The sequence below is a fragment of the Streptomyces sp. NPDC049837 genome, assembly GCF_040674455.1.
GTDB lineage: Bacteria > Actinomycetota > Actinomycetes > Streptomycetales > Streptomycetaceae > Streptomyces.
Genome location: NZ_JBFAMP010000023.1, coordinates 1 through 15,725, shown reverse-complemented (window position 1 = coordinate 15,725; position 15,725 = coordinate 1). Strand labels below are relative to the sequence as shown.

General features: G+C 74.0%; 17 protein-coding genes. 12 read left to right on the top strand and 5 right to left on the bottom strand.

Features of this window, described 5'->3' with window-relative positions; translation table 11 throughout:
* Positions 1-12: 12 nt before the first annotated feature.
* From AB0J57_RS34380 to AB0J57_RS34345, 8 genes are all read left to right on the top strand, one after another.
* Positions 13-1,248, top strand: a complete 1,236-nt coding sequence (locus AB0J57_RS34380; RefSeq protein WP_366132350.1) for a beta-ketoacyl-[acyl-carrier-protein] synthase family protein — start codon at positions 13-15, stop codon at positions 1,246-1,248.
* The gene (locus AB0J57_RS34375) at positions 1,245-2,084 is read left to right on the top strand and encodes a MaoC/PaaZ C-terminal domain-containing protein (protein WP_366132349.1); all 840 of its coding nucleotides are present in this window, start codon (positions 1,245-1,247) and stop codon (positions 2,082-2,084) included. The genes AB0J57_RS34380 and AB0J57_RS34375 overlap by 4 nt, the downstream gene beginning before the upstream one ends.
* Positions 2,081-2,338 carry a phosphopantetheine-binding protein gene (locus tag AB0J57_RS34370; protein ID WP_366132348.1) on the top strand — a complete coding sequence of 86 codons (258 nt, stop codon included), beginning with the start codon at positions 2,081-2,083 and terminating at the stop codon, positions 2,336-2,338. The genes AB0J57_RS34375 and AB0J57_RS34370 overlap by 4 nt, the downstream gene beginning before the upstream one ends.
* 2 nt (positions 2,339-2,340) lie before the next feature.
* The gene (locus AB0J57_RS34365; RefSeq protein WP_366132347.1) at positions 2,341-3,639 is read left to right on the top strand and encodes a hypothetical protein; all 1,299 of its coding nucleotides are present in this window, start codon (positions 2,341-2,343) and stop codon (positions 3,637-3,639) included.
* Entirely contained in the window at positions 3,632-4,489 is an 858-nt protein-coding gene (trpA, locus tag AB0J57_RS34360) for a tryptophan synthase subunit alpha (RefSeq protein WP_366132346.1), read from the top strand. Before AB0J57_RS34365 ends, trpA begins: the two co-directional genes overlap by 8 nt.
* Entirely contained in the window at positions 4,476-4,850 is a 375-nt protein-coding gene (locus AB0J57_RS34355; protein ID WP_366132345.1) for an ectoine synthase, read from the top strand. Before trpA ends, AB0J57_RS34355 begins: the two co-directional genes overlap by 14 nt.
* Before the next feature lie 10 nt (positions 4,851-4,860).
* A complete protein-coding gene (locus tag AB0J57_RS34350) occupies positions 4,861-6,006 on the top strand; it encodes an acyl-CoA dehydrogenase family protein (RefSeq protein WP_366132344.1) in 1,146 nt (381 codons plus the stop codon).
* Positions 6,007-6,076: 70 nt separating this feature from the next.
* Positions 6,077-6,760 (top strand): indole-3-glycerol-phosphate synthase, encoded by a 684-nt coding sequence (locus AB0J57_RS34345; RefSeq protein ID WP_366132343.1) that lies wholly within the window; start codon positions 6,077-6,079, stop codon positions 6,758-6,760.
* 99 nt (positions 6,761-6,859) lie between these two features.
* Here AB0J57_RS34345 and AB0J57_RS34340 read toward each other — a convergent pair whose 3' ends face one another.
* From AB0J57_RS34340 to AB0J57_RS34330, 3 genes are read right to left on the bottom strand one after another with little or no spacing between them, the layout of a single operon-like run.
* Entirely contained in the window at positions 6,860-7,492 is a 633-nt protein-coding gene (locus AB0J57_RS34340; RefSeq protein WP_366132342.1) for a DUF6875 domain-containing protein, read from the bottom strand.
* Positions 7,489-8,088: a GNAT family N-acetyltransferase gene (locus AB0J57_RS34335; protein WP_366132341.1), complete on the bottom strand. Its 600-nt coding sequence runs from the start codon at positions 8,086-8,088 to the stop codon at positions 7,489-7,491. Before AB0J57_RS34335 ends, AB0J57_RS34340 begins: the two co-directional genes overlap by 4 nt.
* A gap of 21 nt (positions 8,089-8,109) precedes the next feature.
* Positions 8,110-9,474 carry an aminotransferase class V-fold PLP-dependent enzyme gene (locus AB0J57_RS34330; protein ID WP_366132340.1) on the bottom strand — a complete coding sequence of 455 codons (1,365 nt, stop codon included), beginning with the start codon at positions 9,472-9,474 and terminating at the stop codon, positions 8,110-8,112.
* 116 nt (positions 9,475-9,590) lie between these two features.
* On the opposite strand from AB0J57_RS34330, the gene AB0J57_RS34325 reads away from it, so the two are divergent.
* Complete coding sequence (locus AB0J57_RS34325; protein ID WP_366132339.1) at positions 9,591-9,866, top strand: acyl carrier protein; 276 nt, start codon at positions 9,591-9,593, stop codon at positions 9,864-9,866.
* Here AB0J57_RS34325 and AB0J57_RS34320 read toward each other — a convergent pair.
* Positions 9,826-10,980 (bottom strand): serine hydrolase domain-containing protein, encoded by a 1,155-nt coding sequence (locus AB0J57_RS34320; protein WP_366132338.1) that lies wholly within the window; start codon positions 10,978-10,980, stop codon positions 9,826-9,828. The two genes, AB0J57_RS34325 and AB0J57_RS34320, sit on opposite strands and share 41 nt — an antisense overlap.
* Positions 10,981-11,221: 241 nt before the next feature.
* On the opposite strand from AB0J57_RS34320, the gene AB0J57_RS34315 reads away from it, so the two are divergent.
* On the top strand, positions 11,222-12,685 hold the full coding sequence (locus tag AB0J57_RS34315; protein WP_366132337.1) for a multicopper oxidase domain-containing protein: 1,464 nt from the start codon (positions 11,222-11,224) through the stop codon (positions 12,683-12,685).
* Here AB0J57_RS34315 and AB0J57_RS34310 read toward each other — a convergent pair.
* A complete protein-coding gene (locus AB0J57_RS34310) occupies positions 12,672-14,108 on the bottom strand; it encodes an MFS transporter (protein WP_366132336.1) in 1,437 nt (478 codons plus the stop codon). The genes AB0J57_RS34315 and AB0J57_RS34310 overlap by 14 nt on opposite strands.
* A 212-nt stretch (positions 14,109-14,320) precedes the next feature.
* On the opposite strand from AB0J57_RS34310, the gene AB0J57_RS34305 reads away from it, so the two are divergent.
* Both AB0J57_RS34305 and AB0J57_RS34300 read left to right on the top strand, forming a co-directional pair.
* A complete protein-coding gene (locus AB0J57_RS34305; RefSeq protein ID WP_366132335.1) occupies positions 14,321-14,893 on the top strand; it encodes a DUF1772 domain-containing protein in 573 nt (190 codons plus the stop codon).
* An 86-nt stretch (positions 14,894-14,979) separates the two neighbouring features.
* The gene (locus AB0J57_RS34300) at positions 14,980-15,567 is read left to right on the top strand and encodes a TetR family transcriptional regulator (protein ID WP_366132334.1); all 588 of its coding nucleotides are present in this window, start codon (positions 14,980-14,982) and stop codon (positions 15,565-15,567) included.
* Positions 15,568-15,725: the final 158 nt, after the last annotated feature.

Sequence of the window (15,725 nt, the reverse complement as noted above, 5' to 3'; positions counted from 1 at the left end):
AGGACGGACACCGTGTCGACCCCCACCGGACCCCCGGTCGTCATCACCGGCATCGGCGTGGTCACGCCCGCGGGCTGCACGCCCGGCGAGCTGTGGGCCGCCCTGCGCGCCGGCCGCTCCACCGCCACCGCGCTCACCCACCTCGACCTGGCCCGCCACCGGGTGCGCATCGGCTGCCGGGTCCGCGGCCTCGACGACCTGGACCTGGTGCCCGCCAAGGACGCCCGCCGCATGGACCCGTTCGCGCTGTACGGGACGACGGCGGCGCTGGCCGCCCACCGGGACGCCGGCGCCCCCGCCCCCGACCCGGCACGCACGGCGGTCGTCGTCGGCAACGCGGTCGGCGGCCGGGCCACCAGCGACCGGGAGTCCGCGCACTTCACCACGGACGGACCGCACCGGGTCAACCCGCTGATGCCGCTGATGACGATGCCCAACGCCGCCGCCGCGCAGATCGCCATGCGGCTGGGGTGGACCGGGCCCGCCACGACGATCGCCACCACCTGCGCGAGCGGGGCCGACGCGATCGGCCAGGCGATGCTGCTGCTGCGGACGCACCAGGCCGACGTGGTGATCGCCGGCGGCTGCGAGTCGACGCTGACACCCGTCACGCTGGCCGGATTCGGCAACCTCAACGCCGTATCGCTGCGCAACGACGAACCGGAGCGGGCGTCGCGGCCGTTCGACGCCGACCGGGACGGGTTCGTGATGGGGGAGGGCGCCGGGTTCGTCGTCCTGGAGCGGGCCGACGACGCCCGGGCACGCGGCGCGCGCCCGTACGCCGAGGTCGCCGGGTACGCCGCCACCTCCGACGCCCACCACCTGTCCATGCCGCTGCCGGACGGCGCGGGCGCGGCCGCCGCGATGACGGCCGCCATCGCCGGGGCGGGCCTCGCCCCCGCCGACATCGCCCACGTCAACGCCCACGGCACCTCCACCCCGCACAACGACCGGGCCGAAGCCACCGCGCTCGCCAAGGTGTTCGGCCCCGCCGGGCCCCCGGTCACCGCGCCCAAGGGCGTCATCGGCCACCTGATCGGCGCCGCCGGCGCCGTCGAGACCATCGCGGCGGTGCTGGCGATGCGCGCCCGCGAGGTCCCGCCCACCGCCAACCACGAACGCCTGGAGCCAGGAATGGACATCGACGTGGTCCACACCCGACCCCGCCCCATCCCCTCGGGGCCCGCCCTGTCCAACTCCTTCGGCTTCGGCGGCCACAACGCCTCCGTGGTGGTGGTGCCGGCATGACGACCACGCCCGAGCTCACCCGCACGGCCCGGCGCACCGCCACCGCCGGGGAGATCGCCGCCTACCGCGCCGCCGCGCGGGCCGGGCTGCCCGGACCCGTGACCGGCCAGGCCTCACCCGTGCACGCCTTCGTCCTCGCCCACACCGTGGCCGACCGGACCGTGCGGTCCCTGATCGCGGGCGAGGAGGCCTCGGTGGTCCACCTCGGCCAGGACATCCGCCTGGAGCGGCCGGTACGCCCCGGCGAGCCCGTCACCGTCGCCCTCGACGTGCTCGGCGCCCGGCGCGAGCCGCGCGGCACCCGGGTCGCGGTGCGCACCCGGCTCACCGGCGACGACGGCGTCACCTTCGCCGAACTGGTCACCAGCGCCCTCCTCGTCGGCGCGAGCGGGATCGAACCGTTCGGCGACATCCCCTCCGGCGCCGCCCCCGCGCCCGCCGGGCCCGTCGGCGAACCCGCCACCGCCACGCACCGGCTGACCACCGACGGCATCCGCGCCTACGCGCACGCCTCCGGAGACCTCAACCCCATCCACCTCGACCCCGAGACCGCCCGCGCCGCCGGCTTCGACGGGGTCATCGCCCACGGCATGAGCGTCGTCGCCCTGGTCTGCGAGGAGATCGCGGACCGGTACGCGGACGGCGACATCGCCCGCGTACGCGCCCTCGGCTGCCGTTTCTCCGGCCCCGTCCCGCCGGACGAACCCCTCGACATCACCCTCCAGCCGGACGCCGGCCCCACCGTCGTCCGCTTCACCTGCCGCACCCCCAAGGGACCGGCGGTCAAAGCCGGCTGGGCCCGCCTCAGCCCCGTGAGCAAGGAAAGGACGTCATGAGCAACACCGACACCATCAAGAAATTCGTCATCGAGGAGTTCCTGCCCGACCTCGGCGCGCACGAGCTCGCCGACGACCACGACCTCCTCTCGGACGGTGTCATCGACAGCCTCGGCGTACTGAAGCTGATCGCCTGGGTCGAGGACCACTTCCAGCTCCCCGTCGGCGACGCCGACCTCGACCCCGACAACTTCCGCAGCGTGGCGGCGATCGACGCGTTCATCGCCGGCGCCCGCCAGGGAGTGGGCGGCTGACCATGCACGACGCGCTCACCGGCCTGCTCGCGCGGCGCCCGGTGGCCGAGCGCGAGACCTGGCGGTCACTGTGGGACCGGCTCGGCGACGGCACGCTCGGAAAGGAGCAGGCCGTCGCCCTGCTGGCCTCCCTGACGACCCGGCTCCCCGGCCCCGAGACGCTGCGCGCCCTGCTCGACTCGCTCCTCGAACGGCGCCCCGCCGCGCCCGCCGGCCGCTGGGACGGCACCGTCAACGTCGTCGGCACCGGCGGAGGCCCGGCGACGTTCAACATCTCCACCGCCTCCGCGTTCGTCGCCGCCGCCGCGGGCGTACGGGTGGTCAAGACCGGCTCGCGCGCCTACACCTCCAGCCTCGGCTCGGTCGACCTGCTGGAGCGGCTCGGGGTGCGGCCGACGGCCTCGTACGCGCACACGGAACGGACGCTGGAGGAGTACGGGATCGCCTTCGCCGGGCCCTTCGTCTACCCGGCCGAACTGGCCCGGCTCGCCCGCACCGTGGCGCCGCTGAGCATGAAGCCCTTCGGTCGCTTCCTCAACGCGCTCGGCCCGTTCCTCGCCGGCCTGCCCGTCACGGCCCAGGTCACCGGCGTCTCCCACACCATGCCCCTGCCCGCGCTGCGGGACCTCGCGGGCACGGTGACGGACCGCCGGATCTGGCTGACCACCAACACGGAGGGCGCCGACGAGCTGCTGCCGTTCGCGGACAACGTCCTCCACCTGAACGCTCCGGCCCCTGTGCCCTCGGCGGTTCCGGGCGGCGGGGGCGGCGTGCCCGGCCCCCGCGGCGTGCCCGGCCCCCGCGGCGTGCCCGGCCCCCGCGGCGTGCCCGGCCCTCGCGGCGCCGACCGCGCGGGCCCGGCGGCCGGCGGTCCGGGCGGCGGCACCGGCCCCCGCCCGGCCGACGGCAGGAGCGGAACCGCCGTCCCCGGCGGCCCGGGTGCCCCCGCCGTCCCCGGCGGCCTGGGCCTGGCGGTTGCCGGGGGCGACCGCACCGCCACCATCGCGCTCACGGCCGGCACGCTGCTCCCCGCCGACGGCTCCCTCGACGACCTGCGGCCCGTCACGCCCGCCGACGCCGCCGGCCACTTCCTCGACGTCCTGTCCGGCGCCGCCGGCGCCACCGCCACCCGGACCGTGTGCCTCAACGCCGCCGCCCTGGCGGTGGCGAGCGGCCACAGCGACGGCTGGCCCGCCGCGCTCGCCGCCGCCGAGCGGGCCGTCACCGGCGGCGCGGCCCGCGAGCTCGCCGAACGGATGCGGGCGGCCCGCACCGCCGCCGCGGGGGTGCGCCGTGGCTGAGTTCTTCGTCCGCGACCCCGCAACCGCCACCGCCGGGCCCGGCCTCGCGCTGTTCCTCAACGCGGGCGACCCGCCCCTCGACGCCTTGGAGGACCTCGTCCTCATGCTCGACGAGGAAGGCGTCGAGTGCCTGGAACTGGCCGTGCCGTTCCCCGACTCCGTCACCGACGGGCCGGTCGTGCGGCGCTCCGCACGCCGCGCCCTGGACCGGGGCACCGGCCTCGACGACGTCCTGGCCTTCATCGCCCGGGTACGCCCAAAGCTGCACCGGCTGCGCATCGCGCTGCTCGCCGACTGGAGCCACTCCCTCAAGCACCGGGACCTGTCCGCCGCCGCCCGCGACATCGCGGCGAGCGGCGCGGACGGGCTCCTCGTCCACGCGCTGCCGCCCAGGCTGCGCACCACGTACCACGCGGCGGCCCGCGACGCCGGGCTGCCCGTGGTGACCACCTGCTACCAGCGGAGTTCCGAGGCGACCATGGCCGAGGCCGCCGCCCACGCCACCGCCTACCTGTATCTCGTGGCCCACTACGGACGCAGCGGCACCGCCCCCGCCGCCGGGCACGCCGCCCTGGCCGGCACCGTCGCCGCGCTCCGGGCCCGTACGACGTCCCCGATAGCCGTCGGCTTCGGGGTCAGGACCCGTGACGACGTGGAAGCCGTCCACGCCTGCGGAGCCGATGCGGTGATCATCGGCTCGGCGGGCGTCGAACGGATCGAGCGCGCCCTCGACGAGGGCCGCGACCCGGTCACCGGCTTCCGCGACTTCATCCGGTCCGTCCGCCCGCCAGTCAGTCCTTCCGCCCGTCCGTCCAGACCGAACCGGGAGTTGAGAAATGATCATCCGTGACATCGAGGACGTGAAGACCGTCGAGTGGGGCAACGGCCTCAGCCGCCGCTTCCTGCTCGCCTCGGACGGCGTCGGCTACTCGCTCACCGACACCGTCGTCCGGGCCGGCACCAAGTCGCGCCTCCAGTACCGCAACCACCTCGAAGCCTGCTACTGCATCGAGGGCTCCGGCGAGGTGATCGAGCTCGACGGCACCTCGCACCCGATCACCCCGGGCGTCCTGTACGCGCTCGACCAGCACGACCCGCACTACCTGGTGGCCTCCCCGCACGAGGACCTCCGGCTCGTCTGCGTCTTCAGCCCCGCGCTCCAGGGCGACGAGGTGCACAGCCTGGACGAGCACGTCTCGTCCGCGTACTAGGCGGTTGTCAGTGATCCGATGGAACTCCGACCAGGCCGGCCTCCGGGAAGGCCTGGCCCGGTGGGGTGAGGCGCTCAGCGCCGACCACATAGAACAGGACGAGCAGGCCACGTTCTCCTGGGAGAAGTGGAAGCTGGTCCGGCAGACGGGCATCCTCGCCCTGCCCTTCGAGGAGCGGTACGGCGGCCTCGGCCAGTCGCTCCTGACCACCATGTACGTCCTGGAAGGGCTCGGCGAGCACTGCCGGGACGCCGGACTGAGCTTCTCGGTGACCACCACCCTGGCCAGCACCGGCGTACCCCTGGAGAAGTTCGGCACGGCCGGACAGAAGGAGAGGTACCTGCCCGGGATCTGCTCCGGCGAGGTGATCGGCGCCCACGCCATCACCGAGTCCGAGGGCGGGTCCGACGCGATGGCCATGACCACGCGCGCCGAGCGGGACGGCGACCATTTCGTCCTGACCGGAGCCAAGACGTTCGTCAGCAACGGCCCCGTCGCCGACGTGATCGTGGTGTACGCGCGGACCCACCCCGACGGCGGGCCGCTCGGGGTCACCGCGTTCCTGGTGGACCGGGACACCCCGGGGCTGACGACCGGCCGGCCGATCAAGAAGATGGGGCTGCGCACCTCGCCGCTGAGCGAGCTGTACTTCGACGGGTGCCGCATTCCCGCGGACCGTGTCCTCGGCCGCGTCGGCGGCGGATTCCTCGTCCTGGACCACGTGATGAAACGGGAAGTCCTCTTCTCCTTCATCGTCAATGTCGGAGAAATGCAGCGCCGGCTGGAACAGGTCGTCGACTACGCCAAGACGCGCCGGTCGTTCGGCAAACCGATCGGTTCGTACCAGTCGATCGCCAACAAGATCGTGGATACCAAAATCGGGCTGGAGACGGCACGGAAATGGCTGTACGACACCGCGGAACGGCTCGTCGCCGGTGAGAACGTCACCACGGACCTGGCCATCGCCAAGCTGATCACCAGTGAGGCGAATGTGGCCAGCAGCCTTGCCGCCGTGCAGATCTTCGGCGGGCACGGCTACATGACCGAGTACGGGCTCGAACAGGACGTGCGCAACGCCGTGGGCGGCACGATCTATTCGGGCACCAACGAGATCCAGTACAACCGCATCGCCTCGATGCTGGGACTGGGCAAGTGACCACGGCACCCGCACCGGTGCTCCGGGGCCGTGCGCGGCCCCGGAGCACCGTACCCAAGGAGCAGCACCCATGACCTCCCGCTTCATCGAGGCCCTGCTGACGGCCGAACGCCCGCTCATCATGGAGATCAAGCGGCGTGACGCGCACGGCATCGACCTCATCGCCGGACGCACCCCCGCCGACATCGTCGCCGCCTACGAGGCGGCCGGCGCGCCGTGCGTCTCCGTGGTGACCGGGCGCTGGTTCGCGGGCACCCCCGAACTGCTGCGGGACGTCGCCCGGCTCACCGACCTGCCGCTGCTCCAGAAGGACTTCATCACCCGGCGCGACCAGCTCACCGCCGCCAAGGAGCTCGGCGCGTCGGCCGTCCTGCTCACGGCCGCCCTGCTTCCCGCGACCGCCATGCGCACCCTGGTCGAAACGGCGCTGCGCACCGGGCTCACGCCGTTCGTGGAGGTCACCAGTGAGGCGGAGGTGGCGGCCGTGCCGCACGCCGCCGACTGCGTCATCGCCGTCAACAACAAGGACATCAGGGCCCGGGAGCGGGACGCCGGCGACATCGGCCGCAGCCTCGCCCTGCTGCCCGCGCTCCGGGCGGCCGGCACCCCCTGCCCGGTCAGCGCCAGCGCGATCGACACCCCCGAGAAGGCCGCCCGCCTGCTGGGCGCCGGCTACCGCGGCCTGCTGATCGGCACGGCCCTGCTCCGCGCCGGCGACCCGGCCGCCTGGCCGACGTCGGCACCGGCGGCCTGACGCCGCGCCTGAAAAGCACCCGCACCCGCTGCTCGTACGACAAGGGCCGGAGCCGCCACCGCGGCCCCGGCCCTTCCGGCGTACCCGTGCCGTCCCGCCTCAGCTCACCACCCGGTTGACCAACTGGTCGCGGACGCGCGCCGGGATCTCGGGCGCGAACCGCTGGAGGTAGGCGTCCAGGTGCCGGTCGGCGCCCACCAGGAAGGGCAGGTCGAAGACGAGCAGCCGGCGCACCGCGAGCAGCGGGACCGGGGCCCGCAACGGCCGGAAGTCCTCGTTCCACAGGCCCGGTTCGTCGCACACGGGGTGGAACTGACCGATCATCAGCCCGTCGGCGACGAACGAGTCCTTCGCCGCCCGCTGCACCTCGTCCAGCTCCGTCGAGTCCGCCGGGTCGAGCCCCGGCAGCAGCATCAGCACGGTCAGCAGCTCGCGGTCCTCCTCGCCGAGGTCCGCCACCAGCCGCTCGTACCAGTACCGCAGCCCCGCCACCGCCTCCGCCGGCGTGCCGCCGTCCCGGGCGGGCAGGGCCAGCAGGAACAGGCCCTTGCGCAGCGACGGCTGGGTGTAGGGGCACACCGGGCCGGTACGGCCCAGCTCGGGATGGCCGGACACCAGCACCCGGCGGCTCCAGTCGAGGACCCGGCGCAGCTCCGGCAGATGGCGGTGCGCCACCCGGCCGGCGTCGATCTCCTCCGGCGACCAGATCAGCAGCCGCTCGTCGCCCCTCACCGCGCCTCCCGCCACATCGGCCGCAAGGAGGGGCCGCCGGCGGGCAGCACGATGTCCTCGCCGAGCCGCTCGAAGCCCAGGCGCCGGCAGGACGCCTCACCGCCCGGTGAGCTGGCCTCGGCGTACGTACCGCACCCCGCCGCGTCGGCACGTGCCACCACGTGCTCCAGCAGCGTCGCCATCAGCCCGCGCCGCCGCGCCGACGGCCGGACCGCGCCGAAGGACACGTAGTAGTGCGGCCGGCCGGCCGGGTGCCGCGCGGCCTGGAGGGCGCCGATCGTCGCCAGCGCGCCGGCGTCGTCGCCCAGCACCGCGCCGAACCGCCCCTGGAGCTCGGCCCCGCGCGCCTCCGCCCCCTCCCACCCGCCGGGCGGCAGGAACAGCAGGACGGCGTCGCGGTCCTCATCGGTGAGCACCCCGCCGTACGCGTACGACAGGTCGAGGAAGACGCGGAAGAAACCGGGCAGGACCCGCGCCCGGCGCCGGGCGTCCGGGGTGATCCAGCGGGTCAGCGGATCGTCGAGGAAGGCGCCGGCCAGCAGCGCGGCCAGCTCGTCGGCGTCGGCGTCCGACGCGGGAACCGGTAGGGAGGACAAGGGAGCACCCTTCACGAGTCGTCAGCGGGTGGCGAGCTGCTCGATCCGGGCGTGCAGCCGGTCGAGGTACAGCTCCGCCTCGGGTTTGATCAGCACGCTGCGCATCACCCGGGCCGCGCCGGCGTCCCGGACGATCCCGGGATGACGCCGCAGGAACGCCCCGGCGTCCGCGCGCAGCACGCTCAGGAACACCGGGTCCTCCGGCGCGTGCATCCCGTCGCGCAGCAACTGCTCGGAGGCGGCGTCGACGGCGGACAGGGACCAGGGGCGCGCGGCGGGAACGTACGTCACGATGTCGAGGTCCGGCCGCTGGTACAGCTCCAGCGCCTCGGAGGCGGCCAGCAGATCCGCCCAGCGCAGCGCGGCCCGGCGGCTCGCCGCGAGCATCCGGCCGAAGCCGTCCCGGGTCAGCGGCAGGAGCTGGAGCGTCAGCCACAGCCCGGCCGCGGCCGCACCGGCCCGCGAGCACTCCAGGCTGATCTCGCCCAGGTGCAGCTCGGAGTCGGTGAAATAGGTGTACGGGGAGTCGTGCGCGAAGTGCCGGCCGGCCCGCGGGTCGTTGAAGAGCACCGCGCCGCAGCCGTACGGCTGGAGCCCGTGCTTGTGCGGGTCGACCACCACCGAGTCGCACGCCCCGATCGCCCGCCACGGGCGTACGTCGATGCCCTCGGGTTCGTCCGAGAGGCCGAGCAGCGCGTAGAAGCCGCCGTACGCCGCGTCGACGTGGACGCGCGCCCCGTGGCGGCGGGCCAGCGGCAGCACCTCGTGCACCGGGTCGACCGCGCCCAGGCCCGTCGTCCCGGTGGTCACCACCACCGTGCCGACCCGGCCGGACGCCAGGAGCGGCTCCAGCGCGCCGGGGTCGATCCGGCCGTGGCCGTCCACCGGCACCCGGTGCCCCTCCACGCCGAGGACGTGGCACATCCGCTCGTGGGTGTAGTGGGAATCGGCGCTGTACGCGATGCCCCGGCCCGGGTGCGACTGGCGGGCCACGTACAGCGCCTCCAGGTTCGCCATCGTGCCGCTGGTCGTCAGGTGGCCCAGGGGAGCGGCCATGCCGACCATCGCACCGAGGGCCGCCACGCACTCGCGCTCCATCTCGGTGGTGGCGGGACCGCCTTCGGCGGCGTGGTTGTTGGGGTTGAACAGCATCGCCGTCGTATAGCCGACGACGGCCGCCGGGTGCGGCGGCTTGACCATCTGGCCCGCGTAACGCGGATGGAAGAAGGGGTAGTTGTCGTCGAGACGCTTGGCGAACCGCTCGAACACCGGGGCGAAGTCGGCGTCACCGACCCGGTGCGAGGGGTGCGGCTCGAACGGTCCGAACCGCTCGCCGAAGCGCTCGATCACATCCACCGCGCGCGGAAGCCAGTAGCGAAGATCCACGGGAGTGCCTTCCGGAACGGCGCATCTGTCACCGCAGGTATACGGAGCCCCCCGCAATACCCGCGCAACCAGCGCCGTTCGAGCCCGGCACGAGGCACCCCTGCTGCACTCGGCCCGTGACAGCCGACTTCGACGCGACGACGAGCACGACGGCCCGGACGGTCACGCGGATCTGGACCACGGAACTGGGCGTACCCGCCCTCGACCCCGACCTCTGGCTCCCCCACGCGGGCGCGACCTCGGCCCACACCCTCCGCGCCCACCGCGCCCTGCGCGCCGCCCTCGGCCGCGACATCCCCCTCCCCGCCCTCTTCCGCCACCCCACGATCCGCTCGCTCACCGCCTACCTGGTCACGACCCCCCACGGGCCGACCGGAGCACGGTCTCGATGAGCTCCCGGTTCTCGGGGGCGCCGCCGCCACCGCCGAAGGAGAAGCGGCGGCGGGTGTAGCTGTAGGCGATGCCGGAGCGGGGGTCGGCGAAGGACTGGGCGCCGACCGCGCCGCTGTGGCCGAAGGCGTCCGTGCCGAGGCGGGGGTAGCGGACCGCCTGGGCCTCGAAGCCGAGCAGGAAGTGGTCGTGCTCGCCGGTCACCAGGTCGGTGCCGGAGGTGTGCGGCTTGGTGAACTCGGCGAGGACGTCCGCCTTCAGCAGCGGCGGGTGGCCGTCGAGCTGCCCCAAGGCGGCGGCGTACATCGTCGCCAGACCGCGGGCGGTGCCGACGCCGCCGGACGAGGCCGGGCCGAGGGCGCGTACCGCACGGGTGTTGGCGAAGGTGACGAGATCGGTGGGCGGGGTCGCGTTGAGGTTGAAGGCGACACCGGTGAGGGAGGTGGGGGCGGGCAGGCCGGCCCGGGCGCTCTCCTGCTGGTGCGGCAGCAGCGGCTGGACGGGCAGGTAGCGGTGTTCCTCGCTCTCGGGCAGGCCGAGGTGGAAGTCGATGCCGTACGGCGCGCGGATCCGTTGCTCGAAGGTCTCCTGGAGGGAGTGCCCGGTGACGCGGCGGACGACCTCACCGGCGAGGGCGCCGATGACGAAGGCGTGGTAGCCGTAGGCGGTGCCGGGTTCCCAGTAGGGCCGCTGCGTGGCGAGGCGCGCGGCGAGGACACGGTCGTCGGCCAGCTCCTCGTCCGTGAAGCCGCCGTCGACGCCGATCAGTCCGGCCTTGTGGGACAGCAGGTCCCGCACGCTGATCCCGGCCTTGCCCTGGGCGGCGAACTCGGGCCAGTACGCGGCCACCGGGGCATCGAGGCCGACGAGGCCGTCCTGGACGAGGAGCGCCATGACCAGGTGCGCGGCGCCCTTGGCGGACGAGTACAGCGCCAGCAGCGAGTCCCCGGACATGCCGGGACCCGTCCACAGGTCGACCACCTGCCGCCCTCGGTGGCGCACGGCGAGCTGGGCGGACAGGCCGGGCTCGGCCTCCACGGCCTCGGCGAGGCGCGTGCGGACGGCTTCGAAGCCGTCCGCCACGGTGCCGTGTACGGCGGCGTCGGTGTGGGACATGGTGCTCGCCTTCTTCCTGAACTCCCGTGGTGGGCAACGGCTGTTGTGAAGCAGCCGGGGGCAACGGCGATCACGATATCGGGGGTTCGCCGAGCCGCCGGTGCCCCACCGGTGACCAGGGCCCCACCACCAAGGCTCCGCGCCCCCACCGGCCGCTCGACCCGACCACGAGTCGGGGTTGCTGCACTCGCTGGGTGCGCCCGCCCGCGGTGGGCGGGCCGTCCAGAACCAGGAGGACGCCATGGTCACCCGACGCAGCCTGCTCGGCGCCGCCCTCGCCACCACCGGCGCCGGGCTGTTCACCGGAGCCGCACTGACCCCCCTGCTCGCCGCCGGGGGCGCCCGCGCGGCCGGCAGCGCCCCGGCGGCGGCAGGACCCGCCGTGGAGCCCTTCCGGGTGCCGCTGCCCATACCGCCGGTCCTCGCGCCCGTCTCGACCACGGGCGGCACCGACACCTTCGCCATCACCATGCGGCGCACGCGCAAGGAGATACTGCCCGGCCTCCAGACGGAGGTCCTCACCTACAACGGGCACTTCCCCGGGCCCACCATCAGAGCCAGATCCGGCCGCCCCGTCGTCGTACGCCACCGCAACGCCCTCGACATGCCGGCCTCCGTCCACCTGCACGGCGCCTCCGTGCCGCCCGAGAGCGACGGCGCCCCGATGGACACGTTCGCGCCCGGCGCGACCCGCACCTACACCTATCCCAACCGGCAGCCGCACGCGTCGCTCTGGTACCACGACCACGCCCACCACATGGAGTCCGAGCACGTCTACCGGGGGCTGTCCGGCTCCTACCTGCTCACCGACGGCACCGAGCAGGCCCTGCCGCTGCCCTCCGGCGCGTACGACATCCCGATCGCGCTGCGCGACGCCCGCTTCGACGAGGCCGGGCAGCTCGTGTACGTCATGGACGACGCGCTCGGCCGGACGACGCTGCTCGCCAACGGCAAGCCGTACCCCTACCTGGAGGTCGCCGCCCGCAAGTACCGCTTCCGCCTCCTCAACTCCTCCAACCTCCGCTTCTTCCGGCTGCGGCTCGCCGACGGCGGCGAGATCACCCAGATCGGCTCCGACGGCGGCCTGCTGCCCCGCCCGCACACCACCGACGCGCTGTGGCTCTCACCGGCCGAGCGGGCCGACGTCGTCATCGACTTCTCCCGCTACCCGGTCGGTACGAAGCTCGTGCTGGAGAACACCGTCGGCCCCGGCACCCCCGAACAGACCGGCCACGTCCTCCGCTTCGACGTCGTCCGCACCGCCTCCGACCCCAGCCGCGTCCCCTCCGTGCTGCGCACCCTGCCGCCCCTGCCGGAGGCCACCGGCCGGCGCACCGTCGAGCTGCGCATGGACGAGGACGGCAGCGCCGCGCCCAAGGGGTACATCGACGGCAAGGTCTACGACCCGGACCGCATCGACGCCGCCGTACGCCACGGCAGCAGCGAGATATGGACGATCACCAACCCCAACACGGTCATGCCGCACAACTTCCACCTGCACCTGGTGCAGTTCCGGGTCCTGGAACGCAACGGGCAGGCGCCGGACCCGTCCGAGTCGGGGCTCAAGGACACGGTCCGGCTCCTGCCGGGCGAGACGGTCAGGGTCCAGGCGACGTTCGACACCTACCGGGGCACGTACGTGTACCACTGCCACCTGCTGGACCACTCCGCCATGGGGATGATGGCCCAGCTCAGGATCGCCTGACCGTACGTCGCAGCAGGGTGGCGGCCACCAGCGCGAACCCCGCGAAGGCCGCCCCGGTCAGGAAACCCCCGGCCATCCCGCCGGTCTGCGCCGTCACCGCCACCAGCGCCGCCAGCCCGATCGAACCGCCCACGCTCTGGAGCGAGTTCAGGACGGCCGCCGCCGCACCGGCCTCGTCACGTGCAAGGCCCGACGTGGCGAGAACGGTCGGCGGCAGCACGCAGCACGCCATGCCCGCCCCGAGCAGCACCAGCGCCGGCAGCACACCCGAGGCGTACGCGTCCGACGCACCGAGCCCCGCAAGCCACAGGTTTCCGGCGATCAGCAGCGCCGCCCCGCCCGCCATCAGCCGCTTCGCCCCGAACCGCCGCTCCAGGCGCACCGCGGCGCCCGCCGTGGCGGCCATCGTCACCGGCAGCGGCAGCAGCGCGCACGCCGTCGCCAGCGCCGACCACCCGTGCCGGCCCTGGAAGAACTGGTTGAGGAAGAAGTACGTACCGATCAGCGAGCCCGGCACCGCGAGCGTGGCCGCGTAGGCCAGTACGCGGTCACGGTCGCCGAACAGTTGCGGCACCACGATGGGCTGCTCGGCCCGCCGCTCGATCGCCGCGAACACCACCAGCAGCCCCGCGCCCGCGCCCACGCACCCCACGACGGCCGGGTCGCTCCACGGCCGCTCGGCGGCCCGCGCCAGCCCGTACACGAGCGAGGCGGCACCCAGCGCCGACACCAGCGCCCCCGCCAGGTCGAACCGGCCCCGGCTGCGTGCCGTCTCCTCGATCACGAACGGCGCCAGCAGCAGGATCACCAGCCCGACCGGCACGTCCAGGTACAGCACCCAGCGCCACGAGCTGAGCGAGGTGAGCGCGCCCGCGAGCAGCAGCCCGCCGGCCGTCGACACGGCGCCCACCGCCGTACAGACGGCGATCGCCCGCTTGCGCGGCGCGCCCTCGGCGAACATGCTCAGCACCAGCGCGAGCCCGCTCGGCGCGGCCAGCGCCGCCCCGACACCCTGCACCGCGCGCACCGCCACCAGGAACTCACCCGACGGCGCCAGCCCGCGCAGCGCCGCGGCCGCCGTGAACAGTCCCACGCCCGCGAGGAACACCGCGCGGCGCCCCAGGATGTCGCCGGCGCGCCCGCCGAGCAGCAGCAGCCCGCCGAAGGCCAGCAGGTAGGCGTTGACGACCCACGACGCGCCGACGGCCGACAGGCCGAGCCCTTCGCGCATCCCGGGCAGCGCGACGTTCACGATCGGGTCGTCGAGCTGGATCATCGCGTTGCACAGGGCGATCACCGCCAGGGCGACCCCGGGGCGGGCCCGGCGCCGCGCCTTCGCGGGGGGCGCGGGAGCCACCGGCGCGGGAACCGCCCGCGCGGGAGCCACCGGCGTCACCAACTCCTGCGACACGTCGACGGACATGACGGGGCCTCCACGGGGGTCGGCGGCTGGGGACGTCGCCGTGACCGTCTCAGGCTCCGCTGGAGAACCCGTCGAGGCCGGGTCGCCCGTGCGTGCACGACCGCTCGGGCGGCCTGGCCGGGCGTCGCGCGGCGCACCTATGATCCCCACGCCCGCACGCCCCACGCCCGCACGCCGCGCGAGCCACCCGAGTCCACAGTGAGGACGCCCCGATGACCGCCAACGCCCCGTACTCGTCGTCTCCTACGCCGCAGGCGCCGCCGTCCCGGACGAGCCGCACGGGCAGGGCGGCCGGTCCGCTGCTGCTGGTGTCGCTCGTCACCATGGGGCTGATGGCCGGCGTGTTCTTCGCCTTCGACGTGTCGGTGATGCCGGGCCTCGCCCGCACCGACGACCGGGTGTACGTGGAGGCGATGCAGAACTTCAACCAGGCGATCGACACCAGCGGCCTGTTCGTCCTCGCCTTCCTCGGCGCGTTCGCCGCGACGACGGCCGCCGCCGTCATCGAGTACCGCAAGGGCCGCCGGTCGGCCGCCCTGTGGGCCGGTATCGCCGGCGGCCTCTACCTCGTGGCGCTGCTCATCACCTTCACCGTCAACATCCCCCTCAACAACGAGCTCGCCGCCCTCGGTGACCCGGCCAAGGCCCACGACTTCGGCGTCGTCGACAAGTTCAAGGGCGTGTGGGAGACCACCAACATCATGCGCACCCTGCTGTGCACCGCCGCCCTGGGCTGTCTCGCCCACTGCCTGAAGCTGCACGGCCGCGCCACGCCCGCACGCTGACGCACGCCGGCAGACGGCGCGCACTATGCTGGAGTGCTTCGGACGAAGTACTCCACCCGAAGTGGCACCGTCTCTCGGAGACCCTCATGCGACAGAACCCGGAACGCCGGACGGCACTGCTCGACGCGGCCATCGAGGTCCTCGCCCGCGAGGGCTCGCGCGGGCTGACGCTGCGCGCCGTCGACGCCGCGGCGAGGGTGCCCGTCGGCACCTCCTCCAACTACTTCGCCAACCGGGGCGAACTGCTGCGGCAGATCATGGGACGTACGTACGAGCGCCTGACGCCCGACCCTGCCGAGCTCGCCGAGACCATGACCGCCCCCCGGTCCCCCGAACTGGTGGCGCTCCTGCTGCGCCAGGTCCACCAGCGCATGCGGGCCGACCGCAGCAGCTACCTCGCCATGCTGGAGCTGCGCCTGGAGGGCACCCGCCGCCCCGAACTGGGCGCCGAACTCAACCGGATCTTCAGCGCGGAGCTGGAGAACAACATCCGCTTCCACCTGGACGCGGGCCTGCCCGGCGACCGCGTGGCCGTCATCCTGCTCTACCTCGCGATGCACGGCATGATCGTGGACGACCTCACGGTGCCCGACGTCCTCGCCGGCAAGGCGGGCGAACTCACCGACGAGCTGTGCCGGCGCCTCCTCGGCAACGCCGCACCAGACGCCTCCTAGCAGGGCTCAAGGCGGCCCGGCCAGGCTGGAGCCATGGGAGCCATGGACCGCGCCAGAGCCACCGAGTCGGGACTGCCCATTGAGCCGGTGTACGGGCCGGACGCGCTCAGTGGGTGGGACCCCGACGAGAAGCTGGGCGAACCGGGTTCGTACCCGTT

Bases quoted from the DNA above. Each gene is read 5' to 3' on its own strand.
- AB0J57_RS34310 (WP_366132336.1), bottom strand. From the start codon at position 14,108: ATGTCCGTCGACGTGTCGCAGGAGTTGGTGACGCCGGTGGCTCCCGCG.
- AB0J57_RS34305 (WP_366132335.1), top strand. From the start codon at position 14,321: ATGACCGCCAACGCCCCGTACTCGTCGTCTCCTACGCCGCAGGCGCCG.
- AB0J57_RS34365 (WP_366132347.1), top strand. From the start codon at position 2,341: ATGCACGACGCGCTCACCGGCCTGCTCGCGCGGCGCCCGGTGGCCGAG.
- AB0J57_RS34355 (WP_366132345.1), top strand. From the start codon at position 4,476: ATGATCATCCGTGACATCGAGGACGTGAAGACCGTCGAGTGGGGCAAC.
- AB0J57_RS34315 (WP_366132337.1), top strand. From the start codon at position 11,222: ATGGTCACCCGACGCAGCCTGCTCGGCGCCGCCCTCGCCACCACCGGC.
- AB0J57_RS34375 (WP_366132349.1), top strand. From the start codon at position 1,245: ATGACGACCACGCCCGAGCTCACCCGCACGGCCCGGCGCACCGCCACC.
- AB0J57_RS34370 (WP_366132348.1), top strand. From the start codon at position 2,081: ATGAGCAACACCGACACCATCAAGAAATTCGTCATCGAGGAGTTCCTG.
- AB0J57_RS34320 (WP_366132338.1), bottom strand. From the start codon at position 10,980: ATGTCCCACACCGACGCCGCCGTACACGGCACCGTGGCGGACGGCTTC.
- AB0J57_RS34345 (WP_366132343.1), top strand. From the start codon at position 6,077: ATGACCTCCCGCTTCATCGAGGCCCTGCTGACGGCCGAACGCCCGCTC.
- AB0J57_RS34300 (WP_366132334.1), top strand. From the start codon at position 14,980: ATGCGACAGAACCCGGAACGCCGGACGGCACTGCTCGACGCGGCCATC.